General features: G+C 44.3%; 16 protein-coding genes. 12 read left to right on the top strand and 4 right to left on the bottom strand.

Annotated features, from left to right (window positions below):
* The first annotated feature begins 177 nt into the window (after window positions 1–177).
* The 6 genes from RID53_RS17585 (at window position 178) to RID53_RS17560 (ending at window position 6500) form a co-directional block, all read left to right on the top strand.
* A complete protein-coding gene (locus tag RID53_RS17585; protein ID WP_446389320.1) occupies window positions 178–414 on the top strand; it encodes a ChpI protein in 237 nt (78 codons plus the stop codon).
* Window positions 415–1069: 655 nt separating this feature from the next.
* On the top strand, window positions 1070–2176 hold the full coding sequence (locus RID53_RS17580; protein ID WP_446389319.1) for an adenylate/guanylate cyclase domain-containing protein: 1107 nt from the start codon (window positions 1070–1072) through the stop codon (window positions 2174–2176).
* Between the two features lie 46 nt (window positions 2177–2222).
* Entirely contained in the window at window positions 2223–2591 is a 369-nt protein-coding gene (locus RID53_RS17575; RefSeq protein ID WP_446389318.1) for a response regulator, read from the top strand.
* A gap of 12 nt (window positions 2592–2603) precedes the next feature.
* Window positions 2604–3203: a chemotaxis protein CheC gene (locus tag RID53_RS17570; protein WP_446389317.1), complete on the top strand. Its 600-nt coding sequence runs from the start codon at window positions 2604–2606 to the stop codon at window positions 3201–3203.
* Window positions 3204–3263: 60 nt separating this feature from the next.
* On the top strand, window positions 3264–5378 hold the full coding sequence (locus RID53_RS17565) for a methyl-accepting chemotaxis protein (protein ID WP_446389316.1): 2115 nt from the start codon (window positions 3264–3266) through the stop codon (window positions 5376–5378).
* 63 nt (window positions 5379–5441) lie between these two features.
* Window positions 5442–6500 carry a protein-glutamate methylesterase/protein-glutamine glutaminase gene (locus tag RID53_RS17560; protein WP_446389315.1) on the top strand — a complete coding sequence of 353 codons (1059 nt, stop codon included), beginning with the start codon at window positions 5442–5444 and terminating at the stop codon, window positions 6498–6500.
* A 320-nt stretch (window positions 6501–6820) separates the two neighbouring features.
* On the opposite strand, the gene RID53_RS17555 is transcribed toward RID53_RS17560, so the two are convergent.
* The 4 genes from RID53_RS17555 to RID53_RS17540 all read right to left on the bottom strand — a co-directional run bounded on the left by RID53_RS17555 (window position 6821) and on the right by RID53_RS17540 (window position 10606).
* Window positions 6821–7456 carry a type I restriction endonuclease gene (locus RID53_RS17555; protein WP_446389314.1) on the bottom strand — a complete coding sequence of 212 codons (636 nt, stop codon included), beginning with the start codon at window positions 7454–7456 and terminating at the stop codon, window positions 6821–6823.
* A 291-nt stretch (window positions 7457–7747) separates the two neighbouring features.
* Window positions 7748–8377: a hypothetical protein gene (locus RID53_RS17550; protein WP_446389313.1), complete on the bottom strand. Its 630-nt coding sequence runs from the start codon at window positions 8375–8377 to the stop codon at window positions 7748–7750.
* 171 nt (window positions 8378–8548) lie between these two features.
* Entirely contained in the window at window positions 8549–9400 is an 852-nt protein-coding gene (locus tag RID53_RS17545; RefSeq protein WP_446389312.1) for a slipin family protein, read from the bottom strand.
* A 129-nt stretch (window positions 9401–9529) separates the two neighbouring features.
* Window positions 9530–10606: a hypothetical protein gene (locus tag RID53_RS17540; RefSeq protein ID WP_446389311.1), complete on the bottom strand. Its 1077-nt coding sequence runs from the start codon at window positions 10604–10606 to the stop codon at window positions 9530–9532.
* Between the two features lie 135 nt (window positions 10607–10741).
* On the opposite strand from RID53_RS17540, the gene RID53_RS17535 reads away from it, so the two are divergent.
* The 6 genes from RID53_RS17535 to RID53_RS17510 all read left to right on the top strand — a co-directional run bounded on the left by RID53_RS17535 (window position 10742) and on the right by RID53_RS17510 (window position 18767).
* Window positions 10742–10885: a hypothetical protein gene (locus tag RID53_RS17535; protein ID WP_446389310.1), complete on the top strand. Its 144-nt coding sequence runs from the start codon at window positions 10742–10744 to the stop codon at window positions 10883–10885.
* A gap of 279 nt (window positions 10886–11164) precedes the next feature.
* Window positions 11165–14071, top strand: coding sequence for a PAS domain S-box protein (locus RID53_RS17530; protein WP_446389309.1), 2907 nt, complete (start codon window positions 11165–11167; stop codon window positions 14069–14071).
* A gap of 219 nt (window positions 14072–14290) precedes the next feature.
* Window positions 14291–15508, top strand: coding sequence for an RNA-guided endonuclease InsQ/TnpB family protein (locus tag RID53_RS17525; RefSeq protein ID WP_446389308.1), 1218 nt, complete (start codon window positions 14291–14293; stop codon window positions 15506–15508).
* 85 nt (window positions 15509–15593) lie between these two features.
* The gene (locus tag RID53_RS17520) at window positions 15594–16142 is read left to right on the top strand and encodes a DUF2721 domain-containing protein (RefSeq protein ID WP_446389307.1); all 549 of its coding nucleotides are present in this window, start codon (window positions 15594–15596) and stop codon (window positions 16140–16142) included.
* Window positions 16143–16278: 136 nt separating this feature from the next.
* Window positions 16279–16464 (top strand): hypothetical protein, encoded by a 186-nt coding sequence (locus RID53_RS17515; protein ID WP_446389306.1) that lies wholly within the window; start codon window positions 16279–16281, stop codon window positions 16462–16464.
* Between the two features lie 188 nt (window positions 16465–16652).
* On the top strand, window positions 16653–18767 hold the full coding sequence (locus tag RID53_RS17510) for an NACHT domain-containing protein (RefSeq protein ID WP_446389305.1): 2115 nt from the start codon (window positions 16653–16655) through the stop codon (window positions 18765–18767).
* The last annotated feature ends 277 nt before the right edge of the window (window positions 18768–19044 follow it).

Raw genomic sequence — 19044 nt, 5'->3', positions numbered from 1 at the left:
AGGGTCTTTAGTATCACCTAAGCTGTTATGCATTTAAATTGGGTATTAGTAGCGAGCAAGATGCTCGCACTACAAGGCTTTCGCCGTTATTGATATTAAGGTTTAAATGCCGAACAGCTTATTGCGCTAGTTGTAAAAATTCGATACTCTACGAGTATAACTATAGTTATACTTATCATGAAAACAGCCATTTCAATTCCTGATCCGCTTTTTGACGCAGCGGAACAATTTGGAAAACGCATGGGATTATCTCGGAGTCAGCTTTATGCGGTGGCACTTCAAGACTACTTGCAAGCGCATAAACAGGATCAGATTACTCAACAGTTAGATGCCGTCTATGCCAATGAAAGCAGCAGTCTTGATCCTCTTTTTGTACAGCTACAAGCTCATACGTTATCTGAGGAAAATTGGTGATGCAGCGAGGTAAAATTTTCGTCTAGAACAGATCTATTAGAAAAGTTACGACATTTGGCGTAGGCTCAACCTTTTGACCTAGAGAGAAAATTTGATAAAATTTAACATAAGCGCAAAAACAGGGTATAGACTGAATCGCTAACTCATCCAGGGAGTGCATCAAACCTTACAAGCGGTGCGTCAACGTCTACGTGTATCAGTCTAAATCTACCATTTTCTTATTCCCTATCGGCAAAGAATAAACCGTGCATTCCATTCTGGTAACGAATGGAAGAAATTGGCTAACGAGGGTTCTTCATTATCAGTACCTTACGCAGGTACATCATATCTGCACCCTAAATTCGACTTCGCAAGAGTCCACCCTAAAGAATAGAGGCTTTGCGTAAGACCTAAGTACAAAAAGGTATCGCTAAACGTTCGCGTTTGGCGTGATCAGTAGTTGGACAAAATATAGCAAAAGGCAGAAGGCAGAGGGCAGAAGGCAGAAGGGAAAAGATTGACTGGTCAAGGTTTCAGCATTTTGCTGTGTCCTAATCGCCTTGGCGACTGCTATAAAACAAAACCGTACTAATGTTTTGCCAACAAACCTCAAACCCTTACAAAGGACAAATGACAAAAGACGAATGACGAACTCTTTAGCTTTCTCAATAATTCCATGCTGATTTCTGATTTCAATAACAATCAAAAACCGTCCCCCCAAGTCCTCATCGTCGATGATGAAGAAACTCAGCGACTGTTGATGCGACGAGTGATAGAAAAGGAAGGATATCAGATTCTGGAAGCATCCAACGGTTTAGACTGTCTCAGAACCTGTAAACATACGTCTCCCGATATTATTTTACTGGATGCGATGATGCCATTGATGGATGGTTTTACCTGCTGTCAACAACTCAAAAAAAATCCAAAAATGAGTCAAGTTCCGGTGCTAATGATTACAGCCCTGGAGGACAAAAAATCCGTTAATCAAGCCTTTGAAGCCGGAGCCATTGACTATGTAACCAAACCCATTCATTGGCCCGTCCTGCTACAACGGGTGCGTCGCTTAATTCTACAATCTCAACTGTATATCCAACTGATTCAGAGTCAAGAGCGAACGGAACGGTTATTGCTGAATATCTTACCGGAACCCATTGCTCAACGGCTGCAACAGTCAGAAGGTGTGATTGCGGATTACTTTGAAAATGTCAGCGTTTTATTTGCGGATATGGTAGGATTTACTCAACTTTCTGCCCAAGTTAGCCCCAGAGAGTTAGTCGTGAAACTGAATGCCATTTTTTCGGAGTTTGATCAATTAACTGAACAGTATGGTTTAGAGAAAATTAAAACTATTGGCGATGGGTATATGGTTGCCGCTGGACTCCCTATTCCCCGTGATGACCATGCTGATGTCAGTTTAGAAATGGCACTGGCGATGCAGGAATCCATGACCCAGCTAATGCAAAAAACAGGAGATCCACTCAGTTTAAGAATTGGTATTCATACGGGTTCAGTGGTGGCGGGTGTGATTGGCACTAAAAAGTTTAGCTATGATCTGTGGGGGGATACCGTTAATACCGCCAGCCGGATGGAACAACAGGGTGTATCCAACTGTATTCAGATTACCGAAGCGACGTACCAGCAGTTATCTAATCCACATTTGTTTCGTGAACGAGGTTTAATTGATGTAAAAGGAAAGGGTCAAATGAAAACCTATATACTGGATTGCCCAACCTGTTTAAATAACCATGGCAATCCAGCTAAAACCAAAATTGGATCATGTTGATCCGCTTAAAGTTATCCAATCAACAGTAAATAAGGACTAGACCATCATGGGATTAATTTTAATTACAGACGACGCTGCCTTTTCTCGGCGGATGATCAAGAAAGCCATCCAACAAAGTGGACATGAAACACTAGAAGCGGCTAATGGTCGTGAATGTCTGGATTTGCTGGCAAATACGACACCCGATTGTATTATTTCCGACTTGTTAATGCCAGAAATGGATGGATTTGGTTTACTCAAAGAATTACGCGATCGCGGCTCAAAAATTCCGGTTATTGTCCTCACTGCCGATATTCAGGACAGTGCGCGTCAGCATTGTGAAAGTTTAGGTGCATTTATGCTGCTGAAAAAACCCCCAAAAGCGCCAGAAATTATCGAGGCAGTCACCCAAGCCCTGAGTATAAAAACAAACTAGGAGAACCTCAGCGTGGACTTAACTCATGACCAATTAGATGCCTTGAAAGAGTTAATTAATATTGGAGTGGGTCAGGCAGCAGGGATGTTGAGCGAAATGATTGACTATAATATCCGGTTGCAAATTCCAGAAGTGGAAATATTACCCCTTTTGGAGATGCAAAACCAACAAAAAAAACGCTTAGGATCTGATCCACTTTCTGCTGTCAAGTTACCGTTTAGTGGCTCATTCGCGGGAAATGCCCAGCTTATTTTTCCCACGGAAAGTGCCGCCATGTTAGTCTCAGTTCTCACGGGTGAAGATGTAGAAAGTCCGGATCTGGATTCTCTAAAAATTAGTACCTTGAGTGAAGTTGGGAATATTCTCCTCAATGGCGTTATGGGTTCAATTAGTAATATACTGGAGCAACAACTGGACTATGCGATTCCTTGCTACGAAGAGGAAGATATTGACCATATTCTGTCCTTTAAAATGGGCTACAACGAGGCTCATGTGCTTTTAGCACAGACTCATTTTGATATTGAAGAACTCCAAGTTAAGGGTGATATTGTCCTGTTTTTTGATGTCAATTCATTTCAGTTATTACTCAACGCGATCGCGGCGGTTGCTTAATCGGCTAGGGATACCCAAATGACAAATGACAAATGACAAATGACGAATAACGAATGACAAATGACAAATAACAAACTCATCAAAAACCGTAAACCTGGACGTGCTGTTTTTTTTGAAGATCCGGAGGGTGTCGAAAATCAGGAACCCGCAAAAACGGTTACCACTGAATCCAATCATTTATCAGCCAATGACCCTGATCCTGTCGATCCGCCAAGTGAACCATCGCCATCCGAACCCTCTCTAGAAACTGAACTCAGTTCCCAATCCTTACAAGACCTTAAAAACGCCCTGGCAGCGGTAAGAGATGGGGACTTTTCTGTTCGCCTTTCTGCTGATAACGGCTTCGGAGAATTGGCGACTATTTTTAATCAAATGGTGACGGTTAACCAAACCTTTACCACTGACCTAGTTAGCATGGGCAAAATGGTTGCCCAAGAGGGTAAAGTCAATAAGCAGTATTCCCGTCCAGAACTTAAAGGATCATGGCGGACTAATGTGGATACCGTTAATGAAATTATTAATAGCTTAGTTAACCCCACGATTGAGATTGCCCGAGTACTCCATGCCGTTGCTAAAGGTGATTTATCCCAAAAAATTGCCTTAGAAATTGAAGGAAAACCCTTAAAAGGGCTCTTTCGCCGGATTAGTACAACGGTGAATAAAATGGTTGATCAATTGAATACCTTTGCCGTGGAAGTTACCCAGGTTGCCCGTGACGTAGGCATTGAAGGAAAACTGGGCGGACAAGCTGAGGTGCCAGGGGTTTCCGGGATCTGGAAAGAACTCACCGATAACGTAAATCTAATGGCAAAAAATCTCACTGATCAGGTACGCAGTATTACCACCGTTGCTACGGCGATTAGTGAGGGGAATTTTAGTGAAAAAATCACCGTTGAGGCACAGGGAGAAATCTTAGCCTTAAAAGATACCTTGAACCAAATGGTTGATCGCTTGCATACAATTGTCACGGAGATCACTCAAGTCAGCCAAGACGTTGGTATTGAAGGTAAATTGGGCGGACAAGCCACAGTTGACGACTTATCCGGTAGCTGGCTAAGTTTAACCCAGACTGTCAATTTTATGGCGGCACATCTAACCGAACAAGTCCGCAATATTGCCGCTGTTTCTACGGCTGTCGCCCAGGGAGATTTGTCCCAAAAAATTACTGTAGAGGCGAAGGGGGAAATTTTAGCCCTGAAAACAACGCTGAATAGGATGGTGGATCAACTCAATACCTTTGCCCATGAAGTCACCCAATTAACTCAAGACGTTATCAATGGACAACTTGGGGGTCAAGCTGTGGTGGAAGGGGTTGACGGGACATGGAAAGAATTAACCGATAATGTTAACCTGATGGCAGGCAATCTGACCGATCAAGTTAAACAAATTGCCCAAGTTGCGATCGCACTCAGTAATGCTTCCGAACATCTGACGCTAGAAAGCCAAACCATGGGGGCGACAGCCGAGGAAACCTCCGTTCAAGCCGCTACCGTTTCCACCGCTGCTGAACAAGTGAGTACCAATACCCAATCCGTCGCCATTGGTATGGAACAAATGCACGCCAGCATCAAAGAAATTGCCAAAAGTGCCGCCGAAGCCACCACCGTCGCCACCTCCGCCGTCACCACCGCTGAAACCACCAATCAAACCATTGCCCAGTTAGGGGTAAGCAGTACAGAAATTGGCAAAATTGTCAAGTTAATTACTTCAATTGCCCAACAAACCAACCTCCTCGCCCTCAACGCCACCATAGAAGCCGCCCGCGCCGGAGAAGCCGGGAAAGGATTTGCCGTGGTTGCCAACGAAGTGAAAGAATTGGCAAAACAAACCGCCAATGCCACAGAAGACATCAGCCAGAAAGTCGAAGCCATACAAGGAGACACCAAGCATTCCGTGGATGCGATCGCCCAGATTACTACCATTATTCATCAAATCAACGATTTTCAGACCACGATTGCCAGTGCGGTGGAGGAACAAACCGCCACGACGAATGAAATCGCCCGTAACATTAACCAAGTCTCCCTCGGTTCTCAAGAAATTGCCCGCAACATTACAGGTGTCGCGGATGCGGCGCAAAACACCGCCCAAAGTGCCAGCAACACTCAAAATTCAGCCCTAGAACTCTCAAAAACGGCGAATGAACTTGAACAACTTGTCGGGCAATTTAAATATTAACGGACTCTTGACAAATGACGAATGACAAATGACGAATGACAAATGACAAATGACAAATGACAAATGACCATTAATATCCTTGTTGTTGATGACTCGGTGCTAGCGCGGCGCATGATTAGTAACGTACTCGAAGCTGATCCCGCCCTTTGCGTCATCGGTGTCGCGGCGAATGGTAAAATCGCCCTGGCTAAACTGGCTCAAGTAAAACCAGATGTGGTGATATTAGATGTTGCCATGCCAGAAATGGATGGCTTGGAAACATTAGCCGCAATTCGCCAGCAGGATCATCAGTTACCTGTGATTATGTATAGTGTCCTAACCGAACGTGGGGCGGCGGCTACGTTGGATGCACTGTCTCTGGGGGCGACGGATTATGTCGCCAAGCCACAAACGAAAAGCAAAGAGGAAGCCGTCGAACATATTCAGGAACACCTGGTTCCCAAAATTAAGGCATTTTGTGCCAATTCGCCCTCGACTCCGGTTAAAGCTGGTGTAGAACCATTGCCAGCGACATCTCCACAGCATCAAACGGATACAGTCTCTGATGTAAAGTCTCAGATTAAAATTTTAGCGATCGGCGTATCAACTGGAGGACCCAAAGCACTCGAGGCAATTTTACCCCAGTTTCCCGCTAATTTTCCCATACCGATTGTGATCGTACAGCACATGCCGCCTGTATTTACCACCCGTTTAGCTGAACGATTAGCGCAAAAATGCCAAATTAAAGTGGTTGAGGGGTATACATCGGGTCAATTAGAACCAGGGTTAGCGTGGATAGCACCAGGAGACTATCACCTGATTATCGAGAGAAATGGTAAAGGTGTACAACTTCGCACCCATCAAGACGCGCCAGAAAACTCCTGTCGTCCGGCTGTTGATGTGTTATTTCGTTCCGTGGCTAAATTGTATGGGGCAAATACCTTAGCCATTATCTTAACGGGAATGGGGCAAGATGGACGTTTAGGCTGTGAATGTATTCGCCAAGTTGGGGGTCAGGTTTGGGTGCAGGATGAAGCCACCAGTGTTGTTTGGGGAATGCCAGGAATGGTGGCAAATTCGGGGTTAGCGGATAGGGTGATTCCGTTACCCAATATTGCGGCTGAGATTATCCGTTGCGTTTAACTATTTAGAGGATGAGAATTACACCCAGAAACCGTAGGGGCGCACCGACGTGCGCCCGATTGAATTGTCAGGTTTAAGCTGTCATGCATTTAAATTGGATATTGGTAGCGAGCAAGATGCAAAGCCTGCGGCATGGCTTCGCTAAACGCACTACAAGGATTGCGCCATTATTGATATTAAGGTTTAAATGCCGAACAGCTTATCCCTGGATAAAATACGATGATCAGGCTAAAGTTCCTTTACTACAAACCTGTCAGGTTTATCCCTGGATAAAATACAATGATAGGGCTAAGGTTCCCTTACTACGAACCTGGGTTTGTTCATGTAATTAACGTGCCAATTTGTTTCATAATTTGCAGAACGTTGTATAGTTCATTATGCGGACGGGCAAAGATGGAAAAATCAGTGGATAAATCATAGTAGCCGACAGGCTCTTGAATTAATTTAAGGAAAAGGAAGTTATCCCCATTAGTGACTAAGCCAAAAGACGGTTGTGTGGGATGAGGATTAGCCATCATGTAGGCGAGGGCTTGGGGAATGGCGACTGAAAAGGAAAATTTAGTTTGTTTGGATTCAATGAGGGTTAGCCAAAATTGATTTTTTAACACGAGAGCGTCAATGCGTCCGCGATAGGTTTCATCTCGTTCTTCAACCGTAAATTCGACTGATTTTTCTCCTTTAAGTTTATAGGGCGGATCACAAAAGCCGGCTAGGTACAATAGTGGGGAAACGAGGAGTAAATTAACGGTCGCTTCGGTCATTGAACCATCAGCACTATTGTAGAGGTAACTCGTTTTAATCCGGTTGAGGGTGTCCTGTTCAGATTGGGTGAGTTCAGGAAGATAATCTTGCCATTCTGAAAAGAACTCAAGATGATCATTTCGGCGAATATTGAACCGCGATTCGGCTTCGTTGAGCGAAGTAACGACTTCAGTAATTGTTAGGGTTTTCGTCATAGGTTTAGGGGGAATACAGAGGATGCTTCGCTTTTTTTGCACGGGAGAGGGGCTGGGGGAGAGGGTTCCCCTTCTCCCCACCGTGGGAGAAGGGGTTAGGGGATGAGGGGGAAAATGTCAAGGAGTAGATAAACACAGCTTAAAACCTTGTCAGTATTGCTTTCACCTTAAGTTGACACCAATGACCGACGTGCGCCCGATTTAATTGTAAAATCTATCCCTGGATATGATACGATGATAGGGCTAAAGTTCCCTTACTACGAACTCTGAGATTGGAGCTAAAATGATTGATTAATAAGCCTTGAAGGTCAAGGTTAACTGATCTTTCGGAGAATCATTCAAATCTGGAGATTCAGGATTCGAGAGAGTAACCAAATTATTTTGGTACATTGTACGGATTTGCCAAGGCACATCAGCCGCAGATAACCGTTGCTGCAAGTCCGAGGGTAAGACACCACCGAGTTGGGTTAAGGCATCTAGAAGATTAACCACTAAATCCACTTCTTTGAGATGGCAATTTCTGAGACGATTAAGAATTGGTTCATTCGCTTCCTTAATTCCTAGTTTAGCTAAATGTTCAGCAACTAAACCAGCATAGTCTTTATCCTGAGTTACGGCATCTAACAGACACGGTACTCCTACCCGTGAGTTAAATTGCAGTAGCACAAGTGCTGCCAGAATTTGAGTTTCTGAATCATCCGATTCCTGGAATAGTTTCTCTAGATGCGGCACAACCACTGAACCCAAACGTTTAAGGCGTTCGGCAATTAGAAAGCGATTCGGACTTGTTCTTAAAGCAGCAACGGCTTGGATAGCAATAGAATCAACAATGTCTACAGCTTGTTCTAACGCCGGAACTTGTTTTTCAATCTGGGTCGTCCCAAGATCTTCTAGAACTGAATTAAGATTTGAATGGGTCATTATCGAATCCTCGTTACTAAAAATGTGCCATTCTGAATCAGGTAAATTCCTACTTGAGAGGATGATAATTACACCAAGAAAACGTAGGGGCGCACCGACGTGCGCCCGATTTAATTGTCAGGTTGATCCCTGGATAAAATACGATGATAGGGCTAAAGCCCTTACTACGAACTACGGGTTATTCTCTGGAATGGAAGACAAATCTAAGGGAATTGGTTCATCCGACGATTTAACCTGAACACTCCCATTACTCCCAACCTTATTTCCCTGATCTAATACCTCTGTCCATTGCTTGGCTAAGGTAATAAAATCTGATGGCATCATAATCAAGGTTGTGGTGTTATTTTCCGCGCCGATTTCCGTCAGCATTTGTAAACGCCGTAACTCCAAAGCGGCTGGATTTTCCACAATCTTCTGCGATGCTTCAGCTAACTTAATTGACGCTTCTTGTTCGGCGGAAGCCTTAATCAGACGCGCCCGTTTTTCCCGCACGGCTTCGGCTTCTTTTGCCATTGCCCGTTGCATATTCGTGGGAATTTCTACATCTTTAATTTCTACCCGTTCAATCACGACTCCCCATGATTCGGTGATTTCGTCTACAATTTCTTGCACACGCAGGTTGATTTTATCGCGGTTTTGCAAGACATCATCTAAGATATTTTGTCCCACGACATTCCGTAATGTTGTCATTGCGGCTTGATAAACTGCGATTTCGTAGTTTTCGACTTTATTAATTGCCCGCGAGGGATCAATGATGCGATAATATAAAACCGCATTGACTTTAATCGTCACGCTGTCAGCCGTTACCGCTTCTTGGGGGGCAATATCCACCGTTTTGGTGCGGATATCGACTTGAGCTTTTTGGTCAATCAGCGGTAAAATCCAGTACATACCTGGTCCTTTGACATTGCTGAACCGTCCTAGGCGGAAGATGACGCCGCGTTCATATTCGCGATCAATCTTAAATCCGCTGAGTCCCGCCAGCAGGATGATTCCGAACACTGTGCCAATAATGGTTTCCATAGAGACTTGCACCAACTCTAATGTCTCTATTGTAGGAGATAAGCCAGATAGGAAGGTAGAGACATAACCTAGATCTCTACCTTCCCGGTTCAACTGATGTCCATTGAAATCGGCGGTTCCCCGTTTCCTTTAACGACAAGCAAACAATTTATTCATCGCGGTGGTATAAGGCTGAATGATTGATTGTTGCTCAGAGTCTAGACGAATGATAATTTTTTCTGTCAAAAGTCCAACCATTTTTTCTACCAGTTCCCAACTAACACTCACACTGGGATAAACCATCTCACATAACGGATAGAGTTCTTTCTCCATTGCTGCCATACTCTGTTCCAATACACAAACCCATAGATAGGCTTGAAACATCTCGACATCACGAATACTTGAAGTTTTAACTTCTGGATGATCCAGTTTCCCGCGACGGCTGCGATAATTGGGGAATCGCTCTAATGCTTGGCGATAAACCCTGGTGGCAATTTCCTGACTCTTGGGAATGAGTTGCTCGACTAAGGCTAGTATAGGAGAATTCAGGGAATGTTGAGCCGCCGCTGTGCATACCCGTTGCCAGGGAATACAGACTTGCTCCTCAATAAATTTAAAGTAAGGAGAGAGCAATAACTGTTCCGGTAGGCTTAACCGATTCAGTAACACCTTGGAACTGAGATGAAACTGGGTACTCATAAATCCCAGCGTATTCTGATTATTGGTAGATAAATGCTGGGACTGAAATTGCATTAATTCTGGGGTCAGAATTGTAACCAGGGAGGAAACTTCGGGTAGTTCTAATTTGGGCATGACCGAGACTTTATATAAATCGGTCGAAATATCCACAGTATCTGCTGCAGATAACGCCTCCATTAAAGATGGACTTGGTGACTGTTTTCGATAGACAGATAAAACCTTCTCATAAACCTGCGCTGAGGATGTGGCGATACCCTGGGATTCGGTTAAGTTGACAACGTTGGGAATATAGGAGAAGAGAATACTTGTCCGAATACCCGCACACTTACAGTGAATTTCTATCAGTCGAGAGAGTTTAGTTGCCGTTTTCTCTCGCCCTTGACGAGAGGCGGCTTCCATTAACTCAATCGTTGTACATTTGTTAGTGGTTAAGGAAAGCGTGGATAAGTCAGGGACATAACGGGCTGCCCACAGTTTAAGTAGGCGTTTAACTGTGATACTTTTGTCTAATGGGGTGGTTACCAGCATGAAATACTCCTAGTTTGGGGTGAGGATAGTCAACAAATCGGATGATTGGCATCCGTCGAACCTATCGTTGGCTGGTAGATCCCCTTTTGGACTAAATTCGGGTTAATTCTCCCGTTTTGGGTAGAGACAAGGCAGATGGCAGATGGCAGATGGCAGATGGCAGATGGCAGAAGGTTCCCCGGAAAAAGTTATGTAGAGACGTGCCATGGTACGTCTGAGTTGGGGATTACTCTCCCTGCTTTGGTGAACGGATGGGAAAATTTTGCCCTGAAGGTCTAGGCTTGCGTTAATTTGACAGTCTTAATGTTTAGTATAAACGCAAATATATGAATTTATGTAAACCTTTTTTAAAGAAATACGGGGAATTTTTCCGGGCTTCCCCTGCTTCCAGACGCGCCATGGCGCGTCTCTACATTACCGAGCAGTCTCCCTATATCTGGTGTTGATGTAGTACAATGTTTAGCTTCTGTATGACGTGACTATACTGAAAAATTAAGAGGGGTGCATCTAATACATTATCGTTTGCCGTCGTCCAGAGGGATTACAACCCAAATTAAAATGAATAGTTTTCAAACGCCTAGTGAATCCATGGATCAACCAGCCAACAAGGAATTCACTCAAACTTTATTTTTAAGCGTATCAGATGATTTATTCGGAATATGGCACAAACAGGGATATTGGCAGCCGCTGAATCCGGCATGGGAAAAGGTTTTGGGCTGGACAGAGGAGGAGTTGCGATCGCATACTTCTCAGGAACTGATTCATCCCGATGATCGCGACAGCACCATCGCCCATTTTAACTCAACCGAGGCGGTTGAGTGTGAACATCGCCTTCGCCACCAAGACGGGAGTTATCGCTGGCTGGCGTGGAAACTCATTCCGGTGGAAGATGGTAGGTTGTATGGTGTTGGCAAAGACATCACCGAAACCAAGCACACAGAAGCCAAGCTCAAAGAACGCATCGAGTTTGAGGAGTTAATCACTAGCCTATCCCATCAATTCATCCACTTGTCCTCTGATGGCATTGATGAGGCGATTCAGCATACCCTGGAAAAAATCGGTGAATTTTGCGAGTGCGATCGCACTTATATGGCATTATTCTCAGAAGATGCTGCTACCGCCAGTATCATTCAGGAATGGGATGCACCGGGCGTGAGTTCCATCCAACCTCAATGGCAAGATTTCCCTACCGCCTCTTACCCTTGGGGAATAGCAAAGCTGAGAAACTTAGAAGCGATTCAAATTTCCCACCGCAGCGATTTGCCCCCCGAAGCCAATTCCCTGAAACAAGCGCTGGAATTAACCGGGGCTAAATCTATCACCCTCGTTCCCATTGCCCAAGGTAATCATCTAATCGGATATTTAGGGTGTTCTGCGGTTAACGCCGAAAAAACTTGGTCAGACGATAACCTCTCCCTCTTACAAATCATTGGCGGTATTTTTGCCAACGCCTTGAGTCGCCAGCAAGCCGAATCCCAACTGCGAGAAAGTGAACGGCGATTTCGGGCGGTTTTCAATCAAACTTTCCAATTATCCAGCTTGTTAACCTTAGAGGGGAATGTTGTCGCTGATAACCAGACAGCTACCGACTTTTGTCAACTAGATAGTTCTCAAGTAATCGGATATCCCTTCTGGCAATTAAAATGTTGGACAATTTCTGCCGAAACTCAACAGCAGTTGCAAACGGCGATTGCTGAAGCGGCGACAGGGAAAACCATTCGCTATGAAGCCGATATATTAGCCCCCGATCAGTCCGTGATCACGATTGACTTTTCCCTCAAACCCCTGCGAAAGGAAAACGGCGAAATCGAACTCTTAATTGCCGAAGGTCGGGATATTAGCGATCGTAAGCAAGCAGAAGCAAAACTGCAAACGGCGATGGGGGATTTAGAACAGCGAGTTGAAGAACGAACTCACGAACTCCAGCAGGCAAACGCGCAACTACAAGCGGAAATTCTTCAGCATCAGCAAACCGAAGCCGAGTTACGCAATAGTGAACAACAGTTTCGCCGGGTATTTGATGAAGCACCCATTGGCATGACATTGGCAGACTTAAATGATCGCTACATTCGCGTGAATCGATCATTTTATACCATGCTGGGGTACAGTCAATCGGAAGTCATGGCACTCAGCTTTAAGGATATTACCCACCCCGACGAGTTGGCGATGGAAGTTCCTTATATGCAGCAGTTAATTCGCGGGGAGATTGACAGCTTTCAACTGGAAAAACGTTATATCAAAAAGAATAACGATTTAGTCTGGGTAAATTTAACCCTCATCGCCTTGCGAGGTCAAAAGGGGGAAGTTCTCTATACCTTAGCCATGGTGGAGGATATCACCGAACGCAAACGAGCCATGGAAGCCCTGCGTCAAAGTGAGGCACGGTATCGAGCCATTGTTGAAGATCAAACTGAATTGATTTGTCGGTTTAAAGCCGATGGCACATTCACCTTTGTCAATGATGCCTACTGTCGCTATTTCAACAAACAACGCTCCGAATTAATCGGATATCGATTTAAACCCCAGATTCCGGAAATTGACCAGGAATTTGTCAACCAGCAATTTAAAACCCTTTCCGTTGAACAGCCCATCGTCACCTACGAACACCAAGTCATTTTGCCAGACAATGAGATTCGCTGGCAACAATGGACCGAACGAGTGATGTTCGATAATGAGGGGAATATTGTCGAGTTTCAGGGAGTTGGACGGGATATTACACCGTTGAAAAAGGCAGAAGCAGAAATTATTAAATCCTTGGAAAAGGAACGAGAACTGAGTGAACTACGCTCTAGCTTTGTTTCCTTGGTGTCTCATGAATTCCGCACCCCTCTGACGGCAATTCTGTCATCGTCAGAACTTTTAGAGCGTTACAGTAAAAAGTTAACGGATGAGAAGAAAAAGGCTCATTATCAGCGCATTCAAATCGCGGTTAGTCGGATGACGCAGTTATTGGATGATGTGCTGACAATTGGGAAAGCTGAGGCGGGGAAACTTACGTTTAAGCCAGCCTCAATGGATTTAATTGCCTTCTGCCGGGAAATTGTAGACACGCTGGAAATGAGCATCAGTCAACAGCATTCGATTAACTTTATCAGTCATGGCGACTGTGGTGATGCTCAAATGGATGAGAAGCTTTTACAGCATATCTTGAACAACTTAATTTCTAATGCGATTAAGTATTCTTCCCAGGGGAGTGAGGTGGAGGTTGAGTTAACTTGCGAAGGAGAATCGGCGATTTTCCATATTCAAGATCAAGGGATTGGTATTCCGCCAGAGGATATCAAAAAACTCTTCTCGTCGTTTCAACGCGCCGGTAATGTTGGCACAATTCAGGGAACGGGTTTAGGATTAGCCATTGTCAAGAAATGCGTGGATTTGCATGGTGGATTGATTACAGTTGAAAGTGAAGTTGGCAAAGGGACAACGTTTACGGTGATGTTACCTTTGCAATCGATGGCAGAGTAAATACCCTTTTCCACCCAGCAAATTGTCGTTCAGTTCAATTGTCGCCCAATTGTAGGGTGCGTTTGGGGGAGCGATAGAACCCCATCCTCAACGTAACGAAGTGGAGTAGGGTGGGGATGCCTTCACTCCCCCAAGCAAAAAGCAGGTATTCAATTATGCCTGCTTTTTGCACTATCTAATACTCTATACTAATATATTCGACATAGAATTGAGTTAACCATGCTAGTATTCGAGGCAAAATTACGAGGAACAGACGAGCAGTACGTCATCTTAAACGAGATGATCCGTACTGCTCGTTTTGTTCAAAATAGCTGCCTTCGGTACTGGATGGACAATAGAGGGGTCAACAAGTACGACCTCAACAAATATTGCAAAGTCCTTAGAGAACAATTTGAATGGTGTAAGAAGCTCTCGGCACAAGCCTGTCAAGCTAGTGCCGAGAGAGCATGGAGTGCCATCGCTAGGTTCTTTGATAACTGCAAGAAAAAAGTTCCAGGCAAGAAAGGCTTTCCCAAATTCAAAAAACATCAAACTCATTGCTCAGTCGAGTACAAAGTTGATGGATGGGTATTATCGGATGACCGATTAACCATTACATTCAGGGATGGTTTCAAAGCTGGAACGTTCAAGATGTGGGGAACTCGTGACGTGCACTTTTACCAAAAAGAGCAGATTAAGCGAGTCCGTGTTGTTCGTAGGGCGGATGGATACTACGTTCAGTTTTCCATCAACCAGGAGCGAAAAGAACGCCATGAACCCACTAATAGGATGGTAGGGATAGATGTCGGTTTAAACCACTTTTACACTGACTCTGATGGCAACAAGATTGAAAACCCTAGGTTTTTGAGGAAGGCGGAGAAAGCCTTGAAAAAGGCGCAAAAACGTGTTTCCCGTAGAGCTAAGGGTGCCAAAAATCGCATCAAAGCCATCCAGAAGTTGGGTAGAACGCATCTCAAGGTGTCAAGGCGGCGTAAAGACTTTGCGGTAAAGACTGCAAGGGCGCTTGTCCAGTCGGCAGACTTGGTAGCTATTGAAGACCTAAAAGTGCGAAACATGGTCAAAAACCATCATTTAGCCAAATCAATATCTGATGCTAGCTGGACATTGTTTAGGCAGTGGTTGGAGTATTTTGGGAAAGTGTTTGATGTGCCAGTAATTGCCGTTGCACCTGATTACACGTCCCAGGACTGTTCTAATTGCGGGCAAGAAGTGAAGAAAGCCTTATCCACTCGCACCCATAAATGTCCTCATTGTGGGTATGTTGACTGTCGAGACGTAAATGCTGCCATCAACATTTTGATGAAAGCATTGCAAGGGCTAGCCCAACTACCGAGGGGCACTCGGAAAGTTACGCCTGGGGATGAGATGACCCTCTGCTTGGATGGGGAAACCCAAAAAAGTAAGGTTGCTCGTAGAGCCAGGAAACCCCGTCAGTGATGATGGGAATCCCTACCTTCAACGAAGTAAGGTGGGGAGGATGTCAAACTGCTCAAGATTTAGCTAGGTAGCACCCAGGAAAATCATGGATCAAATGTCTCTCACTGTCACTCAAGTCATTCAAGCTATTCTTGCACCAGCCGTGATGATTTCCTCCAGTGGATTATTTTTTTTGGGATTAAATGCGAGACAGTCTTCTTTATTAAATCGTATCCGGTTATTGAACAACGAGAGAAGAATCCTTTCGCGAGAATTAATGCATCAAGGACAGTTCGATTCGGGAGAAGATATTCGCTTTTTAAGCTTAGAACATCAACTGAATAATCTGTTGCGCCGCGCCTGGTATGTTCGGAATTCAACCCTTTGCGATACATTAGCAGTAGTTTTTTTTGTGCTGACCTCATTTGCTATTGCCCTGCATTTTTTCATGGGGATCACTCTCCTGGAACGAGTCCCCATTTTTTTGTTTATCACCGGAATGTTTCTGGTATTAGTAGGAGTAATTTGTTTGGCGATTGACGAATTAATCGCCTATTCAGTAATTTTACTAGAGGTTCAAGACAAACAATCGATTATGGTTGACTTTTTTGCCCGGTCAAATGAACGGAATCCAGGAGAGCAGAGTAAAATGTAAAAAGTATACCCTTAAACAAAGTGAAGCGTAAAAAAGGTGTTTTTTCTTCTGCCTTTTCGAGTGAAAGCCTTTGTGACAAAATAGGCTATTGTTGATAACAACTGGATATCCGTCGCATCGATTCCAAGGAGTTGCTTTGCTATCTAATTTACCGCTACAACCTAATCCCTATCTTCTGTTAACGCTTCACTGCATCATTGGTATTATCGCGGCGCTCCTGGCTCGACGCAAGGGGTTTGATTTTCGTCGTTGGTTGATTATCGGGTTAATTGGCGGTACACCTGCGTTGATAGCCGCGCTAGTGGTTAAGCCAAAACTGTAGGGATTTTAGCTTTCACCCAAGCCAGCCCTCACCCCCAGCCCCTCTCCCAAGCTTGGGAGAGGGGAGCCATGTAGAGACGTTCCGGTGGAACGTCTTGCTTTTGAAGCGTCTGAAAACTAAAGTGGCAATTCGTCTAGAATAGTCGTTAATCTGGTTAATAATTCCCCTACCATCGCATTCTTACCGCCATGACTGGATCTGAAGCTCTCATCGCTCAAGCGATTAGCGGCATCGCCGTTCCCGTTTTCCAAACCCTCTGGGGACAAGGTGGTAAAGTTCTGGGATTATTTGGCAAAACTCTGGATGAAAAAGCTAAACGAGCGATTTTTAAAGCCTCTCGACAATATGCACAGAATTATACAGAACGTCATGGCATTCTGAAAGTCTTAGGAATGCGAGAACCTGTTTCTTTGGAATCCGTCTATACAACGGTGCAATTTTTGAATGACGCTGCGATTCGGAGTTTTGAATCCGTTGAAACCCTAGAAACTGTCTATCGGGAAGCAAAACAGCGGAGTTTTCAGTCTAAAGATTGCCCCAAGCAACCCGGAATTACTGTCGCCAATCAAAAGCAGTATTTGATGGTGTTAGGAAGTCCCGGTTCAGGAAAGTCTACCTTCTTGCGGCGGATGGGATTGGAAGCGCTGAAGGGAAAGAAGGGAAAATTTAAACACGCTTGTATTCCGGTATTGATTGAACTTAAGACATTTAACCAGGGTGATATTGATATCGAACATAAAATTGCTGAAGAATTCCGCATCTGTGGCTTTCCCTCGTACCCGGCATTTACTGCTAAAGCCTTGGAACAAGGGAAACTGCTGATTTTGTTGGATGGATTGGATGAAGTGCCAACGGAGCGGATGAATCAAGTAATTCAGCATATTCAGAACTTTGTCGATTTACATGATAAGAATCGCTTTATTGCCTCCTGTCGGGTTGCCGCTTATCGCAACAACTTCCGCCGCTTTACCGATGTAGCAATGGCAGAGTTTGATGATGATCAGATTGAAAAATTTATTAGCAATTGGTTTGGGCGTGAACCACAAACTGGTCAAGAATGTTGGCAAAAGCTGAATCATCAAGACAATAAAGCGGCAAAGGAACTCACCCAGACACCATTGTTGCTGACATTAGTCTGTTTGCTCTATCAGCGATCGCGGAAATTTCCCACCAACCGCGCTACGCTGTATGAACGAGCATTGCGTGTCTTGCTGGAAGAATGGGCAGCAGAAAAAGGTGTGTTTAAAGATGACGTTTATAAAGGATTAGATACGAAACGCAAGGAGATGATCCTGTCTGAAATTGCCCATGATGCGTTTCAGGCAGATCATTTATTTTTACCTAGACGGGAAATTACGGATCAGATTGAGGAACTCTTGGCAGAAATGCTCCCGGATGAAACGTTTATTGATGGAGAAGCGGTTTTAAGGTCAATTGAAAAACAACATGGGGTATTAGTCCAACGGGCAGAAGGGGTTTACTCGTTTTCTCATTTGACGCTTCAGGAATATTTGACGGCGCAATATATTGATGATCATCGCCAAATTGAAAAGTTAGTCAAGGAACATCTTACTGATCAGCGCTGGCGAGAGGTGTTCTTGTTGGTTTCTGGATTAATGCGGGGTGGGGCAGATGAGTTACTCTTGTTGATGGAAAAAGAAGCGCAAACCTATATTAATACTCCCCGGTTACAAGCTTTATTACGTTGGGCAGATTGGATAACGGCTGATTCTGAAAGCAATATGAAGCCTGTAGCAAAACGTGCGATCGCCTACGTTATTGCGAATACTCTTGCCAATGCTATCACCCTTGATTATGCTAACTACCTTCATCTTAATATCTACGCCAGAGCGATAGCCCGGACTCTTGGCTTTTCCAGAAATTTGGCTAATGCTGATGATTTCGTATCTACCCTCAACCTTAGTTATGTCAGAGATCGTGCTGTTAGTCTGAAGATTGCCAAAAATCTCACCCGCGATTTAGAAAAAATAAAAATATTCAAGAATATAGATTTCACTTTAATGATTGCAAGAATAGAATCTCTTAAAACTAAATTACCAGACAGCAATCAACCATATAAAGTACACAAGGAATTTGCGAATAAACTCTTGCAGATTTGGTTAAAAGCATTTAATTTAAAAAAACATATTATCCAATTATCTGTAAAAGAAACAAGCGCATTTCACAATTATTTTTACGTAAATTACCTAATAATTCAGTGCAAAAAATCAGCTGTGCGGGTATCGCCCAAAACCTGGGCAGCGATTGAAGAACGGATGTTGCGGGTTCCCGACAACGGATAATCCAAGTTCCGATTGTATCTCGATTCACGCTGAAGGTGAAGTTCCTTTCCTATTTCTTGCCATTTCACCCGTTAGGATAGACGGATTATGTTGATTGAGTCGTTTAGGCGGTTCGCCAGGGCTTGTTCCAGGCTCAAAGACTCGTCAGCCACACATAGAGACTCGTCAGCCACACATAAAAACTCGCTAGCCACACATAAAGACTCGCTAGCCACGTATAGAGACTCGCCAGCCACAATCTAAAGACTCACCAACCCGCTTACTCCTTCAGATGCGA

Origin of the sequence: Coleofasciculus sp. B1-GNL1-01, from assembly GCF_040220235.1 — a bacterium.
GTDB lineage: Bacteria > Cyanobacteriota > Cyanobacteriia > Cyanobacteriales > Coleofasciculaceae > Coleofasciculus.
Note: the sequence above shows the minus strand (reverse complement) of the source record. Positions and strands in the feature narration are given on the sequence as shown.